General features: G+C 58.9%; 17 protein-coding genes. 6 read left to right on the top strand and 11 right to left on the bottom strand.

What is annotated here, in order from left to right; genetic code table 11:
• Positions 1–201 precede the first annotated feature (201 nt).
• Positions 202–1359: an ABC transporter ATP-binding protein gene (locus QK293_RS00730; protein WP_282375023.1), complete on the top strand. Its 1158-nt coding sequence runs from the start codon at positions 202–204 to the stop codon at positions 1357–1359.
• 733 nt (positions 1360–2092) lie between these two features.
• Entirely contained in the window at positions 2093–3256 is a 1164-nt protein-coding gene (locus tag QK293_RS00725) for a type III PLP-dependent enzyme (protein ID WP_282375022.1), read from the top strand.
• Between the two features lie 49 nt (positions 3257–3305).
• Here the strand turns inward: QK293_RS00725 and QK293_RS00720 are convergent, their stop codons facing one another.
• The 4 genes from QK293_RS00720 to QK293_RS00705 all read right to left on the bottom strand — a co-directional run bounded on the left by QK293_RS00720 (position 3306) and on the right by QK293_RS00705 (position 8254).
• The gene (locus QK293_RS00720; protein WP_282375021.1) at positions 3306–4205 is read right to left on the bottom strand and encodes a hypothetical protein; all 900 of its coding nucleotides are present in this window, start codon (positions 4203–4205) and stop codon (positions 3306–3308) included.
• Between the two features lie 124 nt (positions 4206–4329).
• Positions 4330–6594 (bottom strand): alpha-xenorhabdolysin family binary toxin subunit A, encoded by a 2265-nt coding sequence (locus QK293_RS00715; protein WP_282375019.1) that lies wholly within the window; start codon positions 6592–6594, stop codon positions 4330–4332.
• 205 nt (positions 6595–6799) lie between these two features.
• Entirely contained in the window at positions 6800–7573 is a 774-nt protein-coding gene (locus QK293_RS00710) for a tetratricopeptide repeat protein (protein ID WP_282375018.1), read from the bottom strand.
• Entirely contained in the window at positions 7574–8254 is a 681-nt protein-coding gene (locus QK293_RS00705) for a Fe2+-dependent dioxygenase (RefSeq protein ID WP_008148973.1), read from the bottom strand. It lies immediately after the preceding gene.
• A 206-nt stretch (positions 8255–8460) separates the two neighbouring features.
• Between QK293_RS00705 and QK293_RS00700 the strand changes: the two genes are divergently transcribed.
• Both QK293_RS00700 and QK293_RS00695 read left to right on the top strand, forming a co-directional pair.
• Positions 8461–10722, top strand: coding sequence for a TonB-dependent siderophore receptor (locus QK293_RS00700; RefSeq protein WP_282375017.1), 2262 nt, complete (start codon positions 8461–8463; stop codon positions 10720–10722).
• 131 nt (positions 10723–10853) lie between these two features.
• Complete coding sequence (locus QK293_RS00695) at positions 10854–13382, top strand: sulfite reductase flavoprotein subunit alpha (protein WP_282375016.1); 2529 nt, start codon at positions 10854–10856, stop codon at positions 13380–13382.
• A gap of 70 nt (positions 13383–13452) precedes the next feature.
• On the opposite strand, the gene QK293_RS00690 is transcribed toward QK293_RS00695, so the two are convergent.
• The 4 genes from QK293_RS00690 to ptsP all read right to left on the bottom strand — a co-directional run bounded on the left by QK293_RS00690 (position 13453) and on the right by ptsP (position 20716).
• The gene (locus QK293_RS00690; protein WP_282375015.1) at positions 13453–14994 is read right to left on the bottom strand and encodes an alkaline phosphatase D family protein; all 1542 of its coding nucleotides are present in this window, start codon (positions 14992–14994) and stop codon (positions 13453–13455) included.
• A gap of 168 nt (positions 14995–15162) precedes the next feature.
• Positions 15163–16902, bottom strand: coding sequence for a PTS fructose-like transporter subunit IIB (locus QK293_RS00685; RefSeq protein ID WP_282375014.1), 1740 nt, complete (start codon positions 16900–16902; stop codon positions 15163–15165).
• Between the two features lie 11 nt (positions 16903–16913).
• A complete protein-coding gene (gene pfkB / locus QK293_RS00680) occupies positions 16914–17855 on the bottom strand; it encodes a 1-phosphofructokinase (protein WP_282375012.1) in 942 nt (313 codons plus the stop codon).
• Positions 17855–20716 carry a phosphoenolpyruvate--protein phosphotransferase gene (ptsP, locus tag QK293_RS00675; RefSeq protein ID WP_282375010.1) on the bottom strand — a complete coding sequence of 954 codons (2862 nt, stop codon included), beginning with the start codon at positions 20714–20716 and terminating at the stop codon, positions 17855–17857. Before ptsP ends, pfkB begins: the two co-directional genes overlap by 1 nt.
• Before the next feature lie 302 nt (positions 20717–21018).
• On the opposite strand from ptsP, the gene cra reads away from it, so the two are divergent.
• Together cra and QK293_RS00665 are read left to right on the top strand one after the other, a co-directional pair.
• Positions 21019–22014 (top strand): catabolite repressor/activator, encoded by a 996-nt coding sequence (cra, locus tag QK293_RS00670; protein WP_282375009.1) that lies wholly within the window; start codon positions 21019–21021, stop codon positions 22012–22014.
• 3 nt (positions 22015–22017) lie between these two features.
• Complete coding sequence (locus QK293_RS00665) at positions 22018–22797, top strand: TatD family hydrolase (protein WP_282375007.1); 780 nt, start codon at positions 22018–22020, stop codon at positions 22795–22797.
• Here the strand turns inward: QK293_RS00665 and QK293_RS00660 are convergent, their stop codons facing one another.
• The 3 genes from QK293_RS00660 to ampD form a co-directional block, all read right to left on the bottom strand.
• On the bottom strand, positions 22798–24828 hold the full coding sequence (locus QK293_RS00660) for a methyl-accepting chemotaxis protein (protein WP_282375005.1): 2031 nt from the start codon (positions 24826–24828) through the stop codon (positions 22798–22800). It lies immediately after the preceding gene.
• A 222-nt stretch (positions 24829–25050) separates the two neighbouring features.
• A complete protein-coding gene (ampE, locus tag QK293_RS00655; RefSeq protein WP_282375004.1) occupies positions 25051–25887 on the bottom strand; it encodes a regulatory signaling modulator protein AmpE in 837 nt (278 codons plus the stop codon).
• Positions 25884–26444, bottom strand: coding sequence for a 1,6-anhydro-N-acetylmuramyl-L-alanine amidase AmpD (gene ampD, locus QK293_RS00650; protein WP_282375003.1), 561 nt, complete (start codon positions 26442–26444; stop codon positions 25884–25886). The genes ampE and ampD overlap by 4 nt, the downstream gene beginning before the upstream one ends.
• Positions 26445–26478: the final 34 nt, after the last annotated feature.

The raw sequence follows: 26478 nt of genomic DNA, 5'->3' as shown, positions 1-26478 counted from the left end.
TTCTTCAAATGAACGACGAGCAACGACGGATTGCGCTTTGTGGGGCACGGCCCTCCGGGTTGGAGCTGTGATCCCGCCGGGCTGCGTTGTGGGACTTGAAAAGGAAACGACATTTCCTGCGTCCCACGCCTTGCCCGGCGGGATCACAGCTCCAACGCGCTCCGCCATTTGCGGCGAACACCCCCTACCTGGACTCCTGAAATGATCGAACTTCAAAACCTCAGCAAAACCTTCCAAAGCAACGGCAAAGATGTGAAAGCCGTGGACTCGGTAAGCCTGACCGTCAATGAAGGCGAGATCTGTGTGTTCCTCGGACCCTCGGGCTGCGGCAAAAGCACCACACTGAAAATGATCAACCGTCTGATCAAACCGACCTCCGGCAAAATCCTGATCAATGGCGAAGACACCACCGACCTCGACGCCGTGACCCTGCGCCGCAACATCGGTTATGTGATCCAGCAGATCGGTCTGTTCCCGAACATGACCATCGAGGAAAACATCACCATCGTTCCGCGCCTGCTGGGCTGGGACAAACAGAAATGCCACGACCGCGCCCGCGAGTTGATGAGCATGATCAAGCTTGAGCCCAAGCAATACCTGAATCGCTACCCGCGTGAATTGTCCGGTGGTCAGCAGCAGCGGATCGGCGTGATTCGTGCGCTGGCGGCGGATGCACCGCTGTTGCTGATGGACGAACCGTTTGGCGCGGTCGACCCGATCAACCGCGAGATGATCCAGAACGAATTCTTCGAGATGCAGCGGGCGCTGAACAAGACGGTGATCATGGTCAGCCATGACATCGACGAAGCGATCAAGCTGGGCGACAAGATTGCGATCTTCCGCGCTGGCAAACTGTTGCAGATCGATCACCCCGACACGCTGCTGGCGCACCCGGCGGATGACTTTGTCAGCAACTTCGTCGGCCAGGACAGCACCCTCAAGCGTCTGTTGCTGGTGAAAGCCGAAGACGCGGCGGACAACGCCCCGTCGGTGAGCCCGGAAACGCCCGTGGCTGAAGCCCTGGAGTTGATGGACGAACTGGACCGTCGTTATGTGGTGGTCACTGACGGTGAGAACAAAGCGTTGGGTTATGTACGACGTCGCGACCTGCACCGTCAGACCGGCGCCTGCGCACAATACCTGCGTGAATTCAACGCGACGGCGGCGTTTGATGAGCATTTGCGCATCCTGCTGTCGCGCATGTACGAGTTCAACCGCTCGTGGCTACCGGTGATGGATGCCGAGCGGGTGTTCCTTGGGGAGGTGACCCAGGAATCGATTGCCGAGTATTTGAGCTCCGGTAAGTCCCGTGGCGGCAAGACCAGCATTGTTTCGCCTGCGGAAGTTGCGTTGGCCTGATCTGACGTCCTCGCGGGCAAGCCTCGCTCCTACAGGATTAGTGGCGTGCGTCCATTTTTTTGCACGACACCGAACCTGTAGAAGCGAGGCCTGCCCGCGAATGGGCCACCACAAATCCCGCTGAACCACCGCAAATATCCCTGCCAGGGGAACATCACACTGTCATGCAGGTCGGTTACATCAGTAACTGTCCGAGACCGCACGACGGATGCGTGCAAAAACGCGACATTTTTTGTTGATCTCAAGCCCCTCACGCCCTAAAGTTCGCGCCGAACGTCCATGCTGGAAACGATCCATCCGGCTCAAGTACTGACGACGAGACAGCAAGGCCAAGGGAAGCACCGCCTCCCGTGGCCTTTTTGCTTTCGGCGACATGCCTTGGGAAGTAGGCGAACCAAAGTGGGGATACGGAGGACGTTCAGGAGGGTGTGTCATCAATGAGTTCACGAGTGCGCCGGAGCCTGCTTTTGCGCAGGGCAAGGCGCGAGGACCGGAGTTTGGTTGTTCCAAATAAGGGACGAGCAACGCAGCCCTGCGCAAAAGCAGGCCCGGCCCTCCGGGTTGTGCCTGAGCGCGCGCCATGCTGCGTTGCAGGCCTTGCGAAGGGAATGACCATTAGCGGCGGCCTGCGCCTTGCCTGGCACGCGCTCAGGCGACAACGCACTCGCGAACTCATTGATGACACACCCTCGCACCCATTGATTAATCTAGTTTGCCAGTAGGAGTTCCCAGCATGTCGATCAACGTCGATGACTATTTCGCGCGCGATACCTTCCAGAAAATGAAGGCGTTCGCCGATCAGCAAGAAACCCCATTCGTGGTGATCGACACCGCGATGATCAGCCAGGCCTATGACGACCTGCGCGCCGGTTTCGAATTCGCCAAGGTCTACTACGCGGTCAAGGCCAACCCGGCCGTGGAAGTCATCGACCTGCTCAAAGAGAAAGGCTCGAACTTCGACATCGCCTCGATCTACGAGCTCGACAAGGTGATGAACCAGGGCGTCGGCCCGGATCGCATCAGCTACGGCAACACCATCAAGAAATCCAAAGACATTCGCTACTTCTACGAGAAGGGCGTGCGTCTGTATGCCACCGACTCCGAAGCCGACCTGCGCAACATCGCCAAGGCTGCACCGGGTTCGAAAGTCTACGTGCGCATCCTCACCGAAGGCTCGACCACCGCTGACTGGCCCTTGTCGCGCAAATTCGGCTGCCAGACCGACATGGCCATGGACTTGCTGATCCTCGCCCGCGACCTGGGCCTGGTGCCGTACGGCATCTCGTTCCACGTCGGCTCGCAACAGCGCGACATCAGCGTCTGGGACGCGGCGATCGCCAAGGTCAAAGTGATCTTCGAGCGTCTGAAAGAAGAAGACGGTATTCACCTGAAGCTGATCAACATGGGCGGCGGCTTCCCGGCCAACTACATCACCCGCACCAACAGCCTGGAAACCTACGCTGAAGAAATCATCCGTTTCCTCAAGGAAGACTTTGGCGACGAACTGCCGGAAATCATTCTGGAGCCAGGCCGTTCGCTGATCGCCAACGCCGGCATACTGGTCAGCGAAGTGGTGTTGGTTGCACGTAAATCCCGTACCGCCGTTGAGCGATGGGTGTACACGGATGTGGGCAAGTTCTCCGGCCTGATCGAAACCATGGACGAAGCCATCAAGTTCCCGATCTGGACCGAGAAAAAAGGCGAAGTGGAAGAAGTGGTCATCGCCGGCCCGACCTGCGACAGCGCCGACATCATGTACGAAAACTACAAGTACGGTTTGCCGCTGAACCTGGCGATTGGTGATCGTTTGTACTGGCTGTCGACGGGTGCGTATACCACCAGTTACAGCGCAGTTGAATTCAATGGCTTCCCGCCGCTGAAGTCGTTTTACGTCTAAGCGCTAAACGCAGAAATCAAAAAGCCCATGACCAGTCATGGGCTTTTTTTTACTTTTGTCGTTTCGACATTTGAATCAGCTGTTCAGACATCGACTTAACTTCCAGGATCGAATGGTCGACCAGACTCAGCGAGCACTTGGCACGTGACACAATTTGCGCGGGATGACTGGTTGCAAGCTCCCTCCAGGCTTCATCCAGGATATACGTCAGTCGATAACAGAAGTCGCTCAGATTGTTTACCGCCCCCCCCGTGCAGCGGTAAAGACCGATCAAACGCGCCAAATGATCCCTTGCCATCTCCATCCGTTGTTGCTCGGAATAGCGCTCATCCGGATCGTACTGCATGTTTGGAAGGCCGATCCGGCCCAGGCTGTAATAGACTTCTATCTTGGTGTTCACGCCGTGGCATGCGCATATCGGCAGACTAAGTGACTCAATGAATCGAACAAAAATGCTATGAATCGTTTCACCGACGCTGCGTACCGTCGATTTGAACTGAGCCGCGATCTGCCGACAGCGCCCAAGGCGTAACGCAAGCTCCCGAATGACATCGATCAGATTGGCGCGGGGCGCTCCTCCCCATTCAGGGGACTTGACCACGCTGAACTGTCCAGGATCAATGGCTGAGAGTGGTAATTTCCGCTTGGCACGGTCCTCGGCCATCTGACGGAACTCTTGACTGAAACTGTCGATATCCATGACAACCCGAGCCGCGAGTGCGCCCAACTGAGGCATCGTACAAATGATCAGCTGCCAGTTGGCCGCGTTAGCCCTTGCCACCTGTATCAACGCCTGGGCATTGGGTGGCTGTAACATGGAGTGCCCCGACCGCTTGATGGCGTCGGAAAAGTTTTCTACTCTCGCCAAAACATCCGGCAGAGCATTTAACAGGTCAACGTACTGTTTCAGTGAAACGAAGTTCTTTTCTGCCAGTAAATAATCAAGCATTTGTATTCCCTCATCATGGCAAACCATCAATAGCCACCGATCAGGTATCGTTAGGCTAACCGTGTTAACCGGGGAGTGGCATGGCACCTTGATTAACGCGGCTTGATGGAATGCTCAGCCCAACTTAACGGTTAGGGACCGAAACAGGATTAAGGAATGCAATGAACAATTTCGCTTGCGCTTTGAACGTGGCGCTGCGAACGTCATCATCGGTAAAGGCATCCTTGTCGGTAGCGGCCAGGTACCGTTCAAAAGCGCTAATCGCCGGACTGTAACTCGCCACGTAGTCTTTGCGTTGTTCTTCAATCGAGTGAATGGCCTGCAGGTATTTGATCTTGCCGGCCGATGCACTGACGGCACCGTCTTGAAGACCAATTTCCTTGTCGAGCATCGCGATTTTTACTTGCAGCTTGTCACTTTCTCGAACCATATCCAGAAAACGAATACCTTCCCCGATATCCCCGATGGTCTTCTTGAGCTGATCGATTGCGAGCATCACCACCGCGACTTGCGGTGGTGTCAGGCCCAGCGCCACCACTTTATCGATAGTCAGCGTGATATTCTTGCCAAGCTCCTCGATGCCTTTCTTTTCCAGAATCTCGATAGCGTCGATAACAGACTTACGCTCGTCCTTGAGGGCAACGGTTTTTTCCTTCAGCACAACGAGTTCCGCTTTGGCTTGCTCTTCGTCGTGCTCAAAGTCTGTGATGTAAGCCAGGGTCAAACGCATGTCGAACGCATCACTGATTTCTTTCAGTGATTTGCTAAGCCGAGAGCCTTGCGGGGCAATTGCTTCTGCAACATGGTTCAACAACTGTTGACGCTCTCCCTTGATCTCGTCGATCACCTGCTCATCATTCTCGCCCGCCAGTTCCTTCTCGAGCCCACCCAGACGTCGCAGACTGACTTCTAGCTCATTACTGCTTTCAAGCGCCGCAGTTTGCAGCTCCATGGCACCCTGACCGACGCCTTGGACAAGTCGATTGAAGCGATCAAACAGATCGGGCAGGTAATTCAGCTTTACCCGCCATACATGCGCTTGTGTGCGATGCTCGCTCATTTGTGAATGGCTAATCCTCAATGTATCCAGGTCGAGTGCCGGGTAAGTTTCTTGAAGCGATGCGGTGGATGCCATCGCACGCGATGTGTTGCCGTAATTGCGCTCGTATTCTTCGTCCGCCTCTTTGAAAACCTCAATCAGCTTGTCCGAATCCGATTTGATCTGCTCCCATGGACCCACCACTTCTTCAAATTCAGTCATGAAAATCCTGAGACTCAATGCGTCATTGATACGGCCTACCGCGCCTGTAGAGTTCTTGATGCACAGGTGCAGAACGCTCCAGACATGCATCAGGTTCTGCGTGGCTACATCGGCGTCGATCGCTACAATCATCAGACTTTGCAGATCAAGCTTGACCCGCGCCAGCGATCCCAGGGTCTGGTTCTTGCTGGCAAGCGACTGAATGTCCATTTCTTGTTGGGCGTATAGTTCGTTGCGCCGGGCGCGGATATTTTCCGCTTCCACCCCCATATAAATAGCCATCGCCAGCCCGACAATATTCATTCCGGCAGCGGCTTTCAGGGCTTCTTGAACAGCGGCCTTATACTCGGTGTTTTTGATATCGATTTCTTTTGAGCGCTCATCGATCACCGCTTTTAGCTGTTTAATATCTTCGGGCAAAGAACTACTTTCAATCAGACCGACTCTCAGCTTTATTCCTGGCAAGATGTGTTCGCGCAGATCATAGCCAAACACATCAAGATCTTTCTTGATACCGCCGACCGTTTGTAGATTGAAATCGATTTTTTCAAAGATACGCTTCAAGTAATAATCAAGCGTACTGAGGGTGTCATCTTCCAGTTCAATACCTGGAAATTTGTCACCCAGTTCAAGCTCAAGTTGCTTCAACTGTTCCAGCGTCTTGATGTTGTGCTTCTCCAAAAGGCCGGAGGCTTTTACTTCGTTGTACACCTCTTTCATCGAAGCGCCATAGGTCAACATGCTGTCGGCAAAATCCTTGAGACCACGCCCAGTCAACATAATCCGCTCGCGCAGTGGCGACCAGCGTCTGGCATGATTTCGGGTATTCAGGAAAGTGGTCAGGAAGTCTTCAGGATTCAGTCCAGGGCCACCATCCTGACCGGCACCAAAGCGCAGATAGTTTCTGACATCCTCCAGGGTATAAGGCAACGCCAGACCGGCCGCCTCATATTTGCGCAGATCAATTATTTGTTTTTTAGTCAGCAACAATCCCGAATCACGGGTGGATCCATCAAGCGCTCCGACAGAACCGTCAGCAAACAGCTTGGGTGCTTCAACGGCAAACTTTACTACTTCTTCCGGCGTTGCGTTTTTTAACGCATCCCCCCACAACAAATCATTAGACATAACGACTCCATTAATTAGTCAAAAAATAAAAATTAAAAAGAATGAAGACCAGAAACAACCTCAGGCCTCGAACAAAGACTATTCGAAAAAACAAAAACCTCAAAACACTCACTTGAATCTAAATGTATTCACCTAATCAAATATAGCGAACCCACACTGCAAGTCGTAAAGAACCAACTTAACAGCATTTCCAGTCAAGCTGAGACTATGCAGGAACATTCAAAGAGTTGCTTAATAACTGCGACCTTTGTTGATATTCCCCGGCCAAGGCCTGCACACGAGGGTCTGTCGCACTCATCAATGTCTGGGTCGCAACCTTCAGAAACGCAAGATTTCCGCCAAGCATCGCGCGGCGATACCATGCCAGCCCCTCCGCGATCCTTGTCTGGTCAATCAGGATACTGGCGTAACTGAACTGGCCACGAAAATCCCCGGCTTCAGCGGAACGGCGATACCAGTCGTGCGCGGCTACGGAATCGACCGAAGAGCCCCTACCTTCTTCCAGATACCGCCCCAACAGGTTCATCGATTTGGCGTGACCGAGTTCGGCGGCGCGGCGATACAGAGTCAGGGCTTGCACCTGATCCTCGATCACTCCACGACCAATGGCCAGCAGATTGGCGTAGTTGTACATCGCCCAATCCAGTCCCGCTTCAGCAGCCTGACGATAATGCCTTGCGGCTACCGAGGCATCGGCGACGCAACCCCAGCCATGTTCATGACAACGGCCGAGCATGTTGCGCGCCATCAAATGTCCGCTCTGGGTGGCAATCTCAAACCAGCGCACGGCCAGCGGCTGATCCTGCTCAATGCCCTGCCCGTCCAGCAGAATCTGGCCCAACAGTGCCTGAGCATCGAGCACGCCTTCACGGGCGGCGAGCAGAATCGCCTGGGCAGCACGTGCCGGGCTTTCCTCGAGCATCGATTTGAGCCGGTCACCGTCGAGAATTTCCTCACGGCGTAAACGAAAGTCCGTCACTTACACCTCGACCCAGCGACGCAACAGGTTGTGGTAAGTGCCGGTGAGGCGAATCAGCGAAGGGTGGTCGGGCATGTCCTGGGTCAGCTGCTGGATCGCTCCGTCCATCTCGAACAGCAAGGCGCGCTGGCTGTCTTCGCGAACCAGGCTTTGGGTCCAGAAAAATGAGGCGTACCGGGTGCCGCGGGTGACGGCATTGACCTTGTGCAGGCTGGTGCCGGGGTACAAGACCATGTCGCCGGCGGGCAACTTCACCCGTTGGGTGCCGAAAGTGTCCTGGATTTCCAGTTCACCGCCGTCGTAGTCATCCGGCTCGCTGAAGAACAGGGTGGCCGACAAATCAGTGCGCACCCGCTCGATACTGCCCTTGGGCTGGCGCACGGCGTTGTCGATGTGAAAGTCGAAACTGCCGCCGGCCGTGTAACAGTTCAGCAACGGAGGGAAGACCTTGTGCGGTAACGCGGCTGACATAAACAGCGGATTTTTCCACAGCCGCTCAAGCATCGCCGCGCCGACTTCCTTGGCCAGCGGATGACCTTCCGGCAGCTGCAGGTTGTGCTTGGCTTTGGCCGACTGGTAGCCGGCGGTGATCTTGCCGTCAGCCCAATCCGCCTGCTCCAGAGCTTCGCGAATGCGCTGCACTTCTTCTTTCGCGAACACGCCGGGAATGTGCAGCAACATGGAAAGACACCTGAAGGCAAAGGGACGCCAATGGTATTGATTCTTATTGTCCCTGTAAAACCCGCGTGACGAATGAAACGACAAAAACCGTAAAGGTAAATTGTAAAGAATGTAAATTCGTCGCGAATAGTAACGTTTCGCAATTGATACAGATACGTATTTACCCTATATTCCGCGGCCTCAAATCCTTGGGGAGGGGAATTCTCATGTCACGTCAACAACCACAATTACCGGTCAGTTCACCGCGTTTGCTCGCGTCTGCAATTGGCGTGGCGATCACTGCCAGCTCTGCGGGCCACATGGCTTTTGCGGCTGAAAAAACCGACGAAAAAGCACCGAGCAACGTGATTTCCCTGGGTGCTACTGCTATCAACGGCGAAGCCCAGGACGAGACCTCCTACAAGACTGATACCTCGGCCTCCAAGAAATACACGGCACCGCTGCGTGAAACGCCGAAAAGCGTCACCGTTATTCCGCAACAAGTGATTCGCGACACGGGCGCCACCAGTCTGGTCGACGCGCTGCGTACCACGCCGGGTATCACTTTCGGTGCCGGTGAAGGCGGCAACCCGGCCGGCGATCGTCCGATCATTCGTGGCTTCAACGCTGAAAGCGACACGTTCGTCGACGGCATGCGCGACCCGGCATCCCAGAGCCGCGAGATCTTCAACGTAGAATCGATCGAAGTCAGCAAGGGCCCGGGATCGGCCTTTACTGGCGCGGGTTCCACCGGTGGCAGCCTGAACCTGGTGAGCAAGACCGCCAAGCTGGGCAATGCCTACAACGGCGGCTTCACCTGGGGCTCGGACCAGACCAAGCGCACCACCCTCGATCTGAACCAGCAGATGACCGACACCTCGGCCTTCCGTCTGAACCTGATGAAGCATGAAGCCAACGTCGCCGGCCGTGATGCCGTGGACGTCAGCCGTTGGGGCGTGGCACCTTCCTTCGCGTTTGGCCTGGGTACCGACACCCGCCTGACCGTCGGCTACTACCACGTCGAAACCGACGACATGCCCGACTACGGCCTCCCGTTGACCTTGAGCCCCAACCGCAGCAAGTACAACGTCGATAAACCCGCGCATGTCGATCGCGACAACTTCTACGGCCTCACCGGTCGCGACTATCGCCAGACCAGCAACGACAGCGGCACCCTCAAGATCGAACACGATCTGAATGATGACCTGACCGTCTCGAACAGCTTCCGCATGTCCCGTTCGACACTCGACTACATCGTCACCAACCCGGACGACAGCAAGGGCAACGTGGTCAATGGCAACGTGTATCGCGGCGCGAAAAGCCGTAATTCGACGTCCAGCGGCTGGATCAACCAGACCGACCTGAGTGCCAAGTTCAACACCGGCGCCATCGAGCACAGCCTGGTCACCGGGCTTGAGTTTTCCTATCAAGACACCCACAACCGCCCGTACATCCTGACCTCGACCGCCAGCGGCACCCGCTGTAACCGTGCCCTGTTCAACTCCGGCGACTGCACCAGCCTGCAAAACCCGACGCCTGGGGATAACTGGAACGGCAGGATCACCGACAGCGCCGCGTTTACCGACACCAACACCAAGACCGCTGCGGCCTACGTGTTCGACACGCTGAAGTTCAACGAGCAATGGTCCCTGAACCTGGGCCTGCGTTATGACAACTACCAGGTCGAATCCAGCGGCCACGCCAACGCTAACAGCACCGCTCCAGCGAACGACTTCTCCCGTGAGAACACCAGCGACCTGGTCAACTACCAGATCGGCGTGGTCTACAACGTGTTGCCTAACGGCAGCATCTACGCGGCCTACTCCACCTCCAGCAACCCGTCCGGTGAAACCAGCGGCAACGGTGGCCTGGAACTGGCGGCGAACAACAGCGATCTGGACCCGGAAAAGAACCGCAACTACGAGATCGGCACCAAGTGGGACTTCTTCGGTGACGACCTGTCGCTGACCGCCGCACTGTTCCGCACCGAGAAAACCAACGCACGCATGAACGATCCGGACGGCGGCACCACTCAAGTGCTGGACGGCGAACAGCAGGTCAATGGTGTGGAACTGAGCTACAGCGGCAAGCTGACCCGTCACTGGAGGGTCTTCGGCGGCTACACCTACATGGAAAGCGAAGTGGTCAAAACCACCCTCGCCGCCGATGAAGGCAACCACATGCCAAGCACCCCTCGGAACAACTTCACGTTCTGGTCGACCTACGACCTGGTACCGGACAAGTTGACCGTCGGCGCCGGTGCGACCTTTGTCGATTCGCAGTTCGGTAACGTCGCCAACTCGGTGGAGATCCCTTCCTACTGGCGCTACGACGCAATGGCCAGCTATCGCCTGACCAAAAACGTCGACCTGCAACTCAACGTACAGAACCTGACCGACAAACGTTACTTCGACCAGGTGTTCCAGACGCACTACGCCCACGTGGCGGCGGGTCGTACCGCCCTGCTGAGCACCAACTTCCACTTCTGATAGACGCGTGAAGACCAAGGCCCCGTTCATCCAAGTGAACGGGGCTTTTGTGCGTAAAAAGAATGTTTCTCGACAACCCACGGCATAATGCGCGCCGTGATGATTATTTCCGAACGAGCAAGGCGAGCGACGTGTTGAAGAAAACCCTGTTCCAGTTGCACTGGTTTTTCGGCATCAGCGCCGGACTGGTACTGGCCCTGATGGGCATCACCGGGGCGACGGTGTCGTTTCAGGATGAAATCCTGCGCGCGCTGAACCCTTCTGTGTTGCAGGTCGAGAAGCAGGTCGCTGGCGTCCTGCCGCCCGTTGAGCTGGTGGAGAAAATCGAGGGTGCATCTGGCAAGAAAGTCGCGATGCTCTGGGTCGAGACCGACAGCGGCAACGCCGCGCGGGTGTCCTTTACCCCACCGCCGGGTGAGCGCCGCGGCGAGATGCGCTACTTCGACCCGTACACCGCCGAGTTCATGGGCGACGCCACTGGCCAGGACTTCTTCGGCCTGATGCTGCAACTGCACCGTTTCCTCGCCATGGGCGATACCGGTCGGCAGATCACCGGCGCGTGCACGCTGATTCTGGTGTTCTTCTGCCTGTCCGGTCTGTACCTGCGCTGGCCACGTCAGTGGAAAAGCTGGCGCGCCTGGCTGACCCTCGACTGGAAGAAAAAGGGCCGCAGCTTCAACTGGGATTTGCACTCGGTGGCCGGCACCTGGTGCCTGGTGTTTTACCTTCTGGCGGCGCTGACCGGGTTGTCCTGGTCCTATGAGTGGTACAAAAAGGGTCTGACCCAATTACTTTCCGACTCGCCGCAGAATGAGCGTGCTCGGGACGGTCGTGGCCCCGCACCGAGCGGCCCGGCGCCCACCGCCGATTACGCAGTGATGTGGAGCAGCCTCTACAGCGCTGCAGGTCCAGCACTGAGTGCCTACAACATCCGCATGCCGTCAGTGGCCGGGCAGCCGGCCACCGTGTTCTACCTTTTGAGCAGCTCGCCCCACGACCGCGCGCTGAACCAGATCAGCCTCGATCCAGCGACCGGCATCGTCAAACGGCATGACCGCTACAGCGACAAGAGCCTCAAGGCGCAACTGCTGACCAGCATTTACGCGCTGCACGTCGGCAGCTACTTCGGCATTGTCGGGCGGATTATCCTGACGATGACCGCACTGACGATGCCGCTGTTTTTCGTCACCGGGTGGTTGTTGTACCTCGATCGTCGACGCAAAAAACGTCATGCCAAAGAAGCCCGCAAAGGTCTCGCGCAACCGGGTAGCGACGCTCCCGCATGGTTGATCGGTTTCGCCAGCCAGAGCGGGTTCGCCGAGCAACTGGCATGGCAGACCGCAGGACAATTGCAAGCAGCCGGATTGCCGGTGAAGGTTCAGCCGCTGGCGGATGTCAGCGAGCAGGATCTGCGTGATTCCGGCAATGCGCTGTTCGTGGTCAGCACCTTCGGCGACGGTGAAGCGCCGGACAGCGCCCGCAGGTTTGAGCGCAAAGTGCTGGGCCAGGCATTGAGCCTGGAAAGCCTGAACTACGCCGTGCTTGGGCTTGGCGATCGCCAGTATCAGCACTTCTGCGGTTTCGCCCGACGCTTGCACACCTGGCTGGGCGAGCATGGCGGCAAGACCCTGTTCGCGCCGGTAGAAGTCGACAGCGGCGACCCTTACGCCTTGCGTCACTGGCAGCAGCAACTCGCCCTGCTGACCGGACAAGCGCCCATGGACACCTGGCAAGCGCCGAGCTACGACAACTGGACACTGACCCGCCGCGAACGGCTCAACCCTGACAGCACCGGTTCGGGCGTGTACTTGCTCGGCCTCACCGCCCCGTCCACCAGCAGTTGGCTGGCCGGTGACCTGGTGGAAGTGTTGCCGCGCAATTGCCCATGGGCAATCGAACATTTCCTCGATGGCCTGGGCATTGACGGTCGGGCCACGGTGACGCTCGACAGCCTGTCGCAACCGCTGGAGCAAGCCCTCGCCAGTCGACAACTGCCCGAAAACAGAACCCATCTGGTCGGCCTGCATGCCCAGGCACTGGTGAATGCCTTGGTGCCCCTGGCCATGCGCGAATACTCCATCGCCTCGATCGCCGCCGACGGCATCCTCGAACTGATCGTGCGCCAGGAACTGCACCCCGATGGCCGCTTGGGCGTCGGCTCCGGCTGGTTGACCGAACAGGCTCCTGTGGGCGGCACCATCAGCTTGCGCGTACGGCGCAACAGCGGTTTCCACCTGCCGGCCCAGCCGGTACCGATGATTTTGCTGGGCAACGGCACCGGCTTGGCCGGGCTGCGGAGTTTGCTCAAGGCGCGGATCGCCGATGGGCAGCAACGTCATTGGCTGTTGTTCGGCGAACGTCATCGGGAACATGACTACCTGTGCCGCGCCGAGCTTGAGGAATGGCTGATTTCGGGGGATCTGGAGAAGTTGGACCTGGCGTTCTCGCGGGATCAGGCCGAGAAGATTTATGTGCAGGATCGACTGCGTGAGTCGGCTGGGGAGTTGAAGAAGTGGTTGGCTGACGGTGCCGTTATTTACATCTGCGGCAGCTTGCAAGGGATGGCTTCAGGCGTGGATCACGTGCTCAACGAAGTGCTCGGGATTACAGAAGTCGACCGGTTGATCGAGCAAGGCCGTTATCGCCGCGACGTCTACTGATCCCCCCACATCCCATGTGGGAGCAAGCTCGCTCCCACATGGGATCTTGTGTCTGCTCGCGACTTCATTTTCAAACCGGCTGCAACTTTTGTTGAAACACCCCCACCCCATCCAAATCCCGCAACACCACACTCATCTCCCCCGTCTGCCCATCAATGTTCACCTCACCAAAAAACTGAAACCCGGCAAACGGTGAGGTGTTCTGTGCCGGTGGTGCTTTCTCGAACACCACTTCAGGACCAAAGGTTTTATCCAGCGAATTAGGCCCGAAGCTGCCCGCATTCAAAGGACCGGCGACAAACTCCCAGAACGGTTCGAAATCCTGAAACGCCGCACGCTCCGGATGGTAGTGGTGCGCTGCGCAGTAATGCACATCCGCCGTCAGCCAGACAAAATTGCGCACCTGCTGCGCCCGCAGGAAGCCCAACAACTCGGCAATTTCCAGCTCACGCCCCTGGGCCGGTCCCGGATCGCCATTGGCCACAGCTTCCCAACGCGCCACACCGGGACTGACTTCACCATCCGGTACGCCGAGACCAATCGGCATGTCGGCGGCGATGACTTTCCACTGGGCATTGGAGGCCTTCAATTCACGCTCGAGCCAGTCCAATTGTTCACGGCCGAGGAACGGTTTTGCGGCCCCCAGGTTTTCGTCATTGGCTTCGCGATAGCTGCGCATATCCAGCACGAACACATCGAGCAACGGCCCGTAATTGAGCTTGCGATAAATCCGCCCACCGCCGTCGGCACTCTGTAACCGCATCGGTGCGTATTCGAGCCAGGCCTGACGCGCGCGACCGACCAGGCTGTGGATATCTTTACTCTTGTAGCGCTCATCGAGTTGCTTGCCCGGCGACCAATTGTTCAGCACTTCGTGATCATCCCACTGCCAGATCTGCGGGACCTCGGCGTTGAAGCGGCGGATGTTTTCGTCCATCAGGTTGTAGCGGTAATTGCCGCGATACTCATCGAGGGTTTCCGCGACTTTGCTCTTGGCTTCAGTGGTGATGTTGCGCCACACACGGCCGCTCTCTGTGGTGAGCTGCGCAGGTACGGGACCGTCGGCGTAGATGGTGTCGCCGCTGTGGATAAAGAAGTCTGGCAGGCGCAAACGCATGGCTTCGTAGATACGCATGCCGCCGATGTCCGGGTTGATGCCGAAGCCCTGGCCGACGGTGTCGCCGCTCCAGACGAAACGAATGTCGCGACGGGTTTGCGGCACGCTGCGCAGATGGCCAAACCACGGTTCGCTGGCGACACCGCTCTGGGCGTCTTCGAAGTGCACGCGGTAGAAAATCGCCTGGTCGGCGGGCAAGCCAGTGAGTTCGACCCGGGCGGTGAAATCAGTATTGGAGACGGCCAATGGCGAGACAAAACGACGAGGGTTACTGAACAGGCTGCGGGTGTCCCATTCCACCACCATCCGCGCCGGGCGATCGCAGCGGCTCCAGATCATCGCCCGGTCACCCAGCAGGTCGCCGGACTGCACGCCATCGGTGAGTTGCGGACGATCCTTGACCGAAGCGATCACCGCCGGCGCCAGGCCTGGCAACAACAGCCCGGCACCAACGGCTTGAATGACACGACGACGGCCGAGGTCGAATTCGCTCATGGTGTTCTCCCTGAAAAAGAGAAACTAAAACATGCGCGCATGAAACCGACGTGACACCTCCCCCTGTAGGAGCGAGGCTTGCCCGCGAAGGCGGCCTGACAGTCACCATCTTTGTTGAATGTAAAACCGCCTTCGCGGGCAAGCCTCGCTCCTACAGGGGGTTGGGTGTCAGGCGCTGACGGGCTCCGCGGCCATTTCAACAACTTCCGGCCGCTTGAGCAGCGCATACGCTACCGCCGTCAGCAAACTCCCGGCCACAATCGCCAGCAGATACAACAGTGCATGGTTGATCGCATTCGGGATCGCCAGCACGAACAACCCGCCGTGCGGCGCCATCAGTTTGCAGCCGAAGTACATCGACAGCGCACCGGTCAATGCACCACCGGCAATGCTCGCCGGGATCACTCGCAACGGGTCCTTGGCGGCAAACGGAATCGCGCCTTCGGAGATAAAACACAGCCCCAACACCAACGCCGCTTTACCGGCCTCGCGTTCAGCCTGGGCGAACTTGCGTCTCGCGATGAATGTGGCGATACCCAGGCCAATCGGCGGCACCATGCCGGCCGCCATGGTCGCCGCCATCGGTGCATAACTTTGCGACGCCAGCAGCCCAACCGAGAACGCATACGCGGCTTTGTTGATCGGACCGCCAAGGTCGACGCACATCATCCCGCCCAGCAACACACCGAGCAGAATTGCGTTGGTGGTGCCCATGCTGTCGAGGAAGTGCGTAAGCCCTTCGAGCATACCGGCCACCGGTTTACCCACCACGTAGATCATCACCAGACCGGTGAACAGGCTTGCCAGCAACGGAATGATCAAAATCGGTTTCAGTGCCTCAAGACTTTGTGGCAAGCGCGCATAACGATTGATCGCCTGAGCCGCGTAACCGGCGATGAAACCGGCAATGATCCCGCCGATAAAACCGGCGCCCAGGGTGCTTGCCAGCAGACCGCCAATCATCCCCGGCGCCAGGCCCGGACGGTCGGCGATCGAGTAGGCAATGTAACCCGCCAACAGCGGCACCATCAGCTTGAACGCGGTCTCGCCGCCGATCTGCATCAGGGCTGCCGCGAGCGTGCCTTCCTCCTTGAATGCCGTGATGCCAAACACGAACGACAAGGCGATCATCAGACCGCCCGCCACCACCATCGGCAGCATGAACGACACGCCCGTCAGCAGGTGTTTGTAGACACCGGTTTTCTCTTGCCTGGCCGGGCCTTTGGCACCGGTCGATGCGGTTTCCTGCGTGCCTTCGGCCAACGCCTTGTTCAGCGTCGTCTCGGCTTGTTTGAGGGCGATGCCGGTGCCACAACGGTAAATCTTCTTGCCGGCGAAACGCTCGGTGGCGACTTCGATGTCCGCCGCCAGCAGCACCACATCAGCATCGGCAATCGCTGCGGCGTTGAGCGGATTGCGCGCACCGACCGAGCCCTGGGTTTCCACTTGCAGGTCGTAGCCCAAGCGTTTTGCCGCTTGCTGCAAGGCTTCAGCGGCCATGAAAGTGTGAGCAACGCCGGTAGGGCATGCGGTCACTGCAACCAGTCGCGGCGCATTTTTTACCACGGCAACAGGCTCGGTGACGACGTCTGGCGCGACGTAGACTTGAGCTTCTTCAGCACCGCGCCGTAGCACCGCTTCCACATCTTGCAGGGCTTGCGCCGGGGTGGTTTGGAAGACGCGTTTGCCGACGAATCGCGACATATCCACCGTCGCGCTGGTCACCAGCAACACCCACTCGGCCGCCTCGATCGTGGCCGCCGACAATTGACGTTCAGGGTGCGCGGCATCGTTGACTTCAACACTGGTGCTCCAGCCCTGACGCTGGGCCGCTGCATCGAGCAAACGGGCGCACAGCACGCTGGTGACCATGCCGTTCGGGCAGGCCGTAACAATCGCTAACTTCATTACAAACCCTCTTATTGTTCTGTCAGGGTGCGCATGCGCACGCCCTGTTCGAGCCGCGCCAACTGCGTGGCGTCGCCAATACCGAAACCGATCTGGGTGACCGCCATCGCGGCAATCGCCGTGGCGGTGCGCAAGGTCTGTTCAGGCGTGTCGGCGCTGAGCAAACCGTGGAGCATGCCGGCCAGTAACGAATCGCCTGCGCCCACCGTGCTGACGACACTGACCTTGGGCGGCGTGGCATGCATCGCCGAGCCGACACTGAACCAGTTCACGCCATCGGCGCCGTCGGAGATCACCACGTGCTCGATGCCTTGAGCATGCAAACGGCTCGCGGTTTGCGCTTGCGCAGCCACCGAAACCACCTCACAACCCAGCGCGTCGGCCAGCTCTTCGGTATTGGGTTTGATCAGCCACGGGCCAGCCTTGAGCGCCGCCCGCAAGGCTTCACCGCTGGTGTCCAGCGCCACGTTCAAACCGAGATTTTTCAACCGCACAATCAACGCCTGCAACCATTGAGGACTGATGCCTTGAGGCAGGCTGCCGGCAACGACGACCGCGTCATGCCCCGGTGCAATCTGGTCGAGGCAATCGAGCAATGCCTGCTGCGCGGCTTCACTCACCAAGGGTCCGGGACCGTTGATGTCGGTGATGCGCCCATCGCTTTCCGCCAGTTTGATGTTGCTGCGAGTTTCACCTGGAACCCGGATGAACGCGTCGACAAACCCGCGCTTGGCGAACAGGGTTTCGAACGCTTGAAGGTTGTCCTCCCCGAGGAAACCGCTGACCGTGAGCTGATGCCCGAGGTCCGCCAGCACTTGTGCCACGTTCACGCCTTTACCGGCGGCATGCGTGTGCATCTCGTCACTACGGTTAACCTGACCAGGGGCAAGTACCGGCAACTGAACGGTGAGGTCCAGCGCCGGGTTGAGGGTCAGGGTTAGGATCTTGGCCATTACAGGGCCTCCACTAATGCGCGCACTTCGTTTGCGCTGCCCACGGCCAAGGCCTGCTGGGCAAGGATTTGAGTCTGGGCCAGGTTGAGTTCGCGAATCCGCGCCTTGACCTCGGCAATGTTGCGACCCGAGACACTGAGCTCATCCACACCCAGACCGACCAGCACCGGCACCGCCAGCGGATCGGCCGCCAACTCGCCGCACACGCCGACCCACTTGCCGTTGGCATGTGCCGCGCGCACGGTGATGTCAATCAGTTGCAGCACCGCCGGGTGCAAGCCGTCAGCCTGGGCCGACAAGGTCGGATGACCACGGTCGATGGCCAGGGTGTATTGGGTCAGGTCATTGGTGCCGACGCTGAAGAAGTCGACCTCTTTGGCCAGTACCGGAGCGAGCAATGCAGCCGACGGCACTTCAATCATGATCCCCAGTTGCAGGTCGGCAACCGGAATTTCCACACGCAGACGTTCGGTCATGTCCCGCGCCTGGCGCCATTCATCGACGCTGCCGACCATAGGGAACATGATCCGCAACGGACGGTTGTCGGCAGCACGCAGCAAGGCACGCAATTGCGCTTCCATGATCTGCGGACGTTGCAGGGTCAGGCGGATGCCGCGCACGCCGAGGAACGGGTTTTCTTCTTTCGCAATCGGCCAGTACGGCAGCGGTTTGTCGCCGCCGACGTCGAGGGTGCGAACGACCAAGGGACGACCGGCCAGGCCATCAAGGACGCGGCGGTATTCGACTTCCTGGGTCGCCTCGTCCGGCGCTTGCGAGTGGGCCATGAAAATCAGTTCGGTGCGCAGCAGGCCAATGCCTTCGGCGCCCTGCTCCACCGCGCTGGTGACACCTGCGCTTTCACCCATATTGGCGAACACTTCGACCGCATGACCGTCGGTGGTCAGCGCCGGTTGATGGCGTTGTTCGGCGGCCGCTTTGAGACGTTGCTCGCGGGTGTCGCGCTCTTCGGTGGCGCGCTGCAAAGTCGCCGCGTCGGCGTCCACGTGCAGGCGGCCGCGCTGACCATCAATCAGCAACGGCGTGCCCGGCGCCAGCAGCAACACGGCCGGACCGGCGCCGACCAGTGCCGGAATCCCCAGGGCTCGGGCGACAATTGCGCTGTGAGCAGTGGCGCCGCCACGGGCGGTGAGGATGCCGGCGACGCGGGCCGGATCAAGGCGGGCGACATCGGACGGACCGACTTCATCCATCACCAGAATGTACGGTTGCTCAGGCTCGCTCGGGGTTTCGACGCCACTCAACTGCGCCAATACCCGACGACCGATATCACGCAAGTCGGCCGCGCGCTCGGCGAGCAACGCGTCCTGCAGCGACTCCTGTTGTTTGGCCGCCGCTTCAATCACCGCCATCCACGCCGCTTCGGCGCTTTCGCCTTGCTTGAGACGGGTGTCGACTTCATCGGTCAATTCCGGGTCGTCGAGCATTTCCTGGTGAGTGATGAAAATCTCGCGAATGGCCTTGGACGTGCTGCGTTCGATCAGGCCTTCGATGTCGCGACGCACGTCCGCCAACGCCTGTTTGAGGCGCTCGCGCTCGATGGCGGCAGACTCACCGCGCAGCGGGTAATCGATAGTTTGCAGCACTTGAATGTGCGCCGGGCCGATGGCGATGCCCGGTGCGGCGGCAATGGCCTGAACCAGACTGCCGGACGCTGGCGCGAGGATCACCTCGGCCACATCGGCAATCACTTCGCGCTGTTGACTCACGGCTGGCAGCGGTTCGACTTCTTCACCGAGGCCTTCTTCAATAGCGGCCAACAAGGCTGGCAAGGCGTCGGCGGCGATGCTCGGTTCGGCGATGAATTCCAGCACCTGACCGCGACGGGCGCCGAGGCTGAGCAGTTTACTCAAGCTCTTCACCGACACCGCGCTGTCCTGGCCGTCGACAATGCGCACGCGAACTTCGCCTTCAAAACTTTTCGCCAGTTGCGCGAGAATCTTCGCCGGACGCGCGTGCAACCCGTGGGCGTTGGCCAGCGCGATGCGAGCGCTGGGCCAATCAGCCGGCAGTTCACCACCTAGGACTTCGAGGACTTTACGGCTGCTGGTGGCGCGGCCCAATTCATGGCCACGACCTTCGATCAGCAACGCACAAAGGCGTTCGAGCAATGCCTGATGGGCTTCACCGAGGCTGGCCAGGCAGAACAGGCCACTGAGCGGTTGGCCGAGGTAGCGTATGGGTTTGTCCGGCGTGACGAAGGCCAGACCCGGACGCTTGACCGTTTGCTCACTGTGCAACCACCACAGGCCATCGCCCAGCGGCAGCGCTTCGACTTGTTGCAACACCGCAGAGAAACCGTTGCTCACACAGTCGGCCTGACGCAGCAAACGTGCACCGCGCCAAACCAGTTCTTCGAAGTCATCGGCGGACACACCAAGGCCGATCATCTGCGCATCCAGCGCCAGCTCTTGTGGCGCGCCTTGCAACAGTTTCAACAAGGCTTCGGCGGAACTGGCGCGGCGCAGCGCCTGGCCCAAGTCGGTTTCGCCGAGGGCACGGGTCAGCAGTTGCAACAGGCGCAGGTGTTCATCGGATTTGGCCGCAATACCAATCGCCAAGTAGACGATCTGACCGTCACCCCAATCCACACCCTCGGGGAACTGCATCAGCCGCACACCGGTGGAAAACACCTGATCGCGGGTTTCCGGCGTACCGTGGGGGATGGCAATACCTTGACCGAGAAAGGTCGAGCCCTGTACTTCGCGCGCCTGCAACCCGGCGAGATAACCCTCATCCACCAGGCCATCGGCGACCAGATGCTGGGCCAGCAGGTGCAACGCTGCGGACTTGTCCACAGCCGACTGGCCCATGGAAATCTGCTCTATGGTGAGCTCGAGCATACTTTCTCCTTTTTGGCGTCTTCGGACGCCAGGTATTGTTTTGAACGATTCAGCTTAGGCTCTTAAGCAAACCTTTTCAGGAGGCAGTTTTGGCGGTTTCACGGCAGAACCGACAATGGAGCCTATAACGTAGAAAATACGCCTGCTGAAACGTTTAATCTAGAATGATTGGCACGTTACTCGATAATGTCTCATCCTTGAAGTCCAATTGTCGGATGTGCTGCGACAATGGTCGTCTGCCTGAATCGGGTAGGATTGGCGAAAATGTCGGGCAAGCTCGAAAAAAACAAGGAAATCCCGAGTTGAAACTCAGTGATATCGCCCAGTTGGCCGGTGTGTCCGTTACCACCGCCAGCTATGTCATTAATGGCAAGGCAGAACAACAACGTATCAGCAGTGCCACCGTCGAGCGCGTGCGCGCGGTCGTCGAACAACATGGCTTTACGCCCAACCCTCAAGCTGCCGGGCTGCGCAGTCGGCACACCCGCACCTTGGGTTTCATTCTGCCGGACCTGGAAAACCCCAGTTACGCACGAATCGCCAAACTGTTGGAACAAGGCGCCCGGGCTCGCGGCTATCAGTTGCTGATCGCCAGTTCCGACGATGCGCCGGACAGCGAACGGCAGTTGCTGCAACTGTTCCGGGCCAGGCGCTGCGATGCGTTGATCGTTGCCAGTTGCCTGCCGGCCGGCGATGACAGCTATCGTCAATTGCAGGCCAAGGGCATTCCGATCATCGCGATCGACCGGGTCATGGCGCCTGAGCATTTCTGCTCGGTGATCAGCGATGACCGCGAGGCCAGCCTGCAACTGACCCGCAGTCTACTGGACCCGCTGCCCAAGCAGATCGCACTGATTGGCGCACGCCCCGAACTGAGCATCAGCCAGGAGCGGGCGGCAGGCTTCAAGGAAGCCTTGGTCGGATTCAAAGGCGAGGTGCTGATCGAGCACGGCGAGTCGTTCAGCCGTGAGTGCGGCAAGCAGTTGATGGACGAATTGCTACAGCGTCTGGGCCATTTGCCGGATGCGCTGGTGACCACGTCCTACGTGCTGCTTCAGGGCGTATTCGATGCCTTGCACGATTTCCCGCTCAAAACCCGCCCGCTGCGCCTCGGCACGTTCGGTGACACACAGTTGCTGGATTTCCTGCCGCTGCCGGTCAATGCCATGGCCCAGCAGCATCAGCTCATCGCCGATAAAGCCCTGGAACTGGCCCTGGCCGCCATCGAGCAATCGGATTACCAACCCGGCGTGCAGGCCATCGCGCGGACCTTCAAGCAGCGTATTCGCCAGGACTGAACCGTGGAGCTGATCGACAGCCACACTCATCTGGATTTTCCGGACTTCGACGAGGATCGCACGGCGCTGCTGGCCGAGAGCCGCGCCCTCTGCGTGCGGCGAATGGTGGTGCTGGGGGTTTATCAGGGCAATTGGCAGCGGCTCTGGGATCTGGTGCAAAGCGATCCCGATCTGCATGCGGCGTTCGGTTTGCACCCGGTGTATCTGGATGATCATTGTCCCGAAGACCTGACGGCACTCGGCGACTGGCTGACCCGCCTGGCTGGCCATCGGCAGTTGTGCGCCGTGGGCGAAATCGGTCTGGATTACTTCATCGAAACTCTCGATCGCGAGCGCCAGCAGGCGTTGTTCGATGCGCAGTTGCAACTGGCAGCGGATTTCAATCTGCCAGCGCTGATTCATGTGCGACGCAGCCATGCGGCGGTGATTGCCACGCTTAAACGCTTCAAGTTGAAACGCGCGGGAATCATCCACGCCTTCGCCGGCAGCAAGGAAGAGGCCCGCGAGTACATCAAGCTTGGTTTCAAACTTGGTTTGGGCGGTGCTGCGACCTGGCCTCAAGCCTTGCGCATGCACCGCGTACTTGTCGAGTTACCGCTTGAATCGGTAGTGCTGGAAACCGACTCCCCGGACATGGCGCCCGCCATGTTTCCCGGCCAACGCAACAGCCCGGCCCATCTTCCGGCGATCTGCTCGGCACTGGCCGGAATCATGGCGATCAGCCCTGAGCAATTGGCCGCCGCCAGCACTGCCAATGCCTGTGAGCTGTTCAACTGGCGTTAGTCACACCCGAAACGCGCTGATCAGCTGTTTGAGCTCCACCACCTGAGCCGACAACGCACGACTGGCATCCTCGGTCTGGTGCGCCCCTTCGGCGGTGCGTTCACCCGCGCGGTTGATCTCGACAATATTCTGGTCGATGTCATGGGCCACAGCAGTCTGTTGCTCCACCGCCGCGGCGATTTGCTGGTTCTGATCGACAATCATGCCGACGGCGCCGAGGATGTTCTCCAGCGCTTGCTGAACCTTCTCCGACTGCCCCACGGTACCGTTGGCCATCTGATGACTGGTACCCATGGCCTTCACCGCAGCGCCGACACCGCTGTGCAGCTTGGCGATCATTTGCTCGATTTCTTCGGTCGATTGCTGGGTACGTTTGGCCAGGGTCCGGACCTCATCCGCCACCACCGCAAAACCACGCCCCTGCTCACCGGCCCGAGCGGCTTCGATGGCCGCGTTGAGCGCCAGCAGGTTGGTTTGCTCGGCGATGCTTTTGATGACTTCCAGCACGCGGCTGATGGACTGGCTATCGCTGGCCAGTTGATTGATCACCAGCACCGACTGATCAATCTCACTGGCAAGCGCAGCAATGCTGCCCTGCTGGGACTCCACCAGCCCGCGACCGCTGATGGTCTCGTCATTGACGCTGTGGGCGCTACTGACCGCCGCTGCGGCACTGCGCGCCACCTCAAGGGAGGTGGCCGACATCTGGTTCATAGCCGTGGCGACCTGCTCGATCTGCGTGCGCTGCCCCGCCACGGCCTGGTTGCTCTGGGCGGAGACGTTCTGCACCTGCCCGGCTTGGCGTTCGACCTCGCCGACGGTCTGCCCCACTCGCTCGATCAGGTCATGGATTTTCTTCACGGTGCCGTTGAACACCTCACCCAACTCGCCCAGTTCATCGCGGCTGTTGGCGTTGAAGGTCACCGTCATGTCGCCGGCCGCGACTTTGTCCATCACCGCGCCAAGACGCTTTAGGGTGGTGCGGGTCGAGGCGTAGAAGCCGCCGTAGAGGTAAAAAATCAACACAAACACCACCGACAACGCTACGGCCTGCAAGACCATGTGGGTGCGGTTCTGCTCCAGTCGCTGTTGTAACTGGGTGCCGAGAAACTTCAGAGTGGCTTCATTAAGTTGGTAGGTCTGGTCCATCAGGCCCGTGACCTGATCGTAAAAGCCCTGCCAAGGCGCATCGAGCGTGTCGGCCATGACGACCTGCTCTTCGAACAGTTCACTGGCCTTTTTCAACGACGCCTTGCTGCTATCGGTCTGAGCAGCCAGGGTTTCCCGTGCTGCTTTGCTGGAGCCGAGCGCGTCCTGCAACTTCAGGGCATATTCGGCCTGCAGTTTTTCGATCTGCGCCAGCAACTCATCAAAACGGGTACTCGATGCCGAGTTGAGAAAGCCCTGCCCCAGCGAAAAAGAGCCCATCGCCCGACCTTCGCCCAGAAGCTGTGTAACGGGTGGGGTGACATTGGTAATGAGGTCGCTGAGCTGGCGCATGTCGCTCTGAGTGTCGCGGCTGAGGCCGGCCTGACTGGCGATGATCTGGCTGAAGATTTGCGCGTTGCCGAGCAGCTTGCCGATCATCCCACTTTTACTTTGCAGGGAGTTTTCCGCTTGCTGGGCCTTGAACGCGGCGATCATTTCATCGCGTTTACCCTCGAAAACGATGATCTGCTCGGGGTCAGTGGTCATCGCCGTCAACCCTTGCAAACGGCTGAGCACGCTTTGTCCCAAGGTGCTGATCTGCGACTCGACATTACCGGCCTTGCCGGACTGACCGAGGGTGACGTTGATCTGTACCAGGTTGTTCAGGGTTTCCAGATCGCGCCGTAACGTCAGGCTGCTGCCCAGCAGCTCGAGGCTTTGCAGTTCGACGCGGGTGCCCTGGAATTCTCGATAAGAATCGCGTACCAGATAGAAGTTGGTCACCAGCATCGGCACAAGAAACAGCACGCTGATCAGGCTGAACTTCATGCCAAAGCTCAGGCGGTTCATCAACGCGACAGCGGGATAGAGCAAGCTCTTCACTGGAAGTCTCCCTTTGATTTTCTTCTTTTTATTGGCCGGCGCGGGTCGACAGCAGATAGCCACTATCCGGCGCTAGCTCTGTATAGCTTAAATCGGCGGGAGGTTTTGTAACTTAAGGTTAACGGGGGGTGCACTCGGTCTTGTAGCAGCTGGCGCAGCCTGCGTCCGGCTCGGGCCGCGATCGGACGCAGGCTGCGCCAGCTGCTACAAGGTATCGGCGTATTAAGGAAGGACGGTCCACAACGCAAAACCGGCGTACCAGAGCACCGCCGCGCGCAGCAGCAGTTCCCAGATCCGGTCGAGGCTGTTGATGCCGTCAGGCCCGACCACTGGCGCTGGAATTTCACCGGCCACCAGCCCGACCCTCTCGATCAATTGGGCGGCGCTGATGTTCCAGTTCAGCAGCTCATGCAACATCACCCGGCTGACCGCGACAAAGTTGCCGACCAACGCAAAACTCGCCGCCAGCAGACGCACCGGCACCCAGTCGAACGCATGACGCAGTTGGGCGGCGCGTTCAACCACGGCGGGGTTCTGCCCGTGTTCTTCGGCCAGGGCCAGCAGTCGATAGCTCAAGGCCGCGACCGGACCCAGCAGGAAGTACCAGAAAATCACCGCGAAAAAGCTCTGATAAGCCTCCCACAGCAGATGCCCTTCGACCCGTTCCAACAGTTGTTCGCCACTATCGGCGCAGATACCCAGGTCGCGGTCCGCCACATGAGCGGCAGCTTGCAGGTCTTCCCGGCGCCAGGCATCGCGAAATGGCCCGAGACCGGCCAGCAGATCGCCGCGGCCCAAACTGTAAATCACCACCAGCAGGTGCACCGGCAACGCCAGCAGACCGTAAGCTACCGGGTCCAGCACCAGCAGCAGCAAACCCAGCAGTGCCACTGGCAACAACACCAGTATCAGCAAAATCAGCCACGGACGATTGACCAGGCGCGAACGGGTTTCAAGCTTGGCCAGCTCCCGCAGCCAGCCGCCATCGCGCTGAACCCGATGGCGCAGGGCCGAGAATTTCTCGATCCAGACCGCCAACAGCAACACCAGAAAACTCATTGTGGTTCCTCTTTTGCCAGGGCGGCGCGATAGCGTGCCCAGTCGAACGCGGGTCCCGGATCGGTTTTACGCCCGGGTGCGATGTCGCTATGCCCGCAGATGCGTTGTGCGGTGATGGCCGTGAAGGCGCTTTGCAGCTGCCGGGTCAGGGTCGTCAACGCTTGATACTGAGCATCGGTGAACGGCAGATCATCCGTGCCTTCAAGTTCGATGCCCACGGAAAAATCGTTACACGTTTCCCGCCCTTCGAAACTCGAGACGCCAGCATGCCAGGCACGCTCAAGACAAGAGACAAACTGAGTGACTGTGCCGTCACGTTCGATCAAAAAGTGCGCAGACACACGCAGGTCGGCGATCCCTTCAAAGTAGGGATGCTCCGTGACATCCAGGCGATTCTGGAAAAACTCCTGCACCTTGCCGGTGGCGAATTGCGCTGGCGGCAAACTGATGTTGTGGATCACCAGCAGGGAAATTTCGCCGGAGGGGCGCGCATTGAAGTTGGGCGAGGGGCATAAACGCACACCCTGACACCAACCGCTCGCGGGGTCCAACTGCATACAGGTTCCTTCAACGACGACTGTGATGGCGCCC

The sequence above is a fragment of the Pseudomonas sp. AL03 genome (assembly GCF_029960815.1).
Taxonomy (GTDB): Bacteria; Pseudomonadota; Gammaproteobacteria; order Pseudomonadales; family Pseudomonadaceae; genus Aquipseudomonas.
The sequence above is the reverse complement of the archived record's forward strand: the minus strand, read 5'-3'. Positions and strand labels throughout refer to the sequence as shown.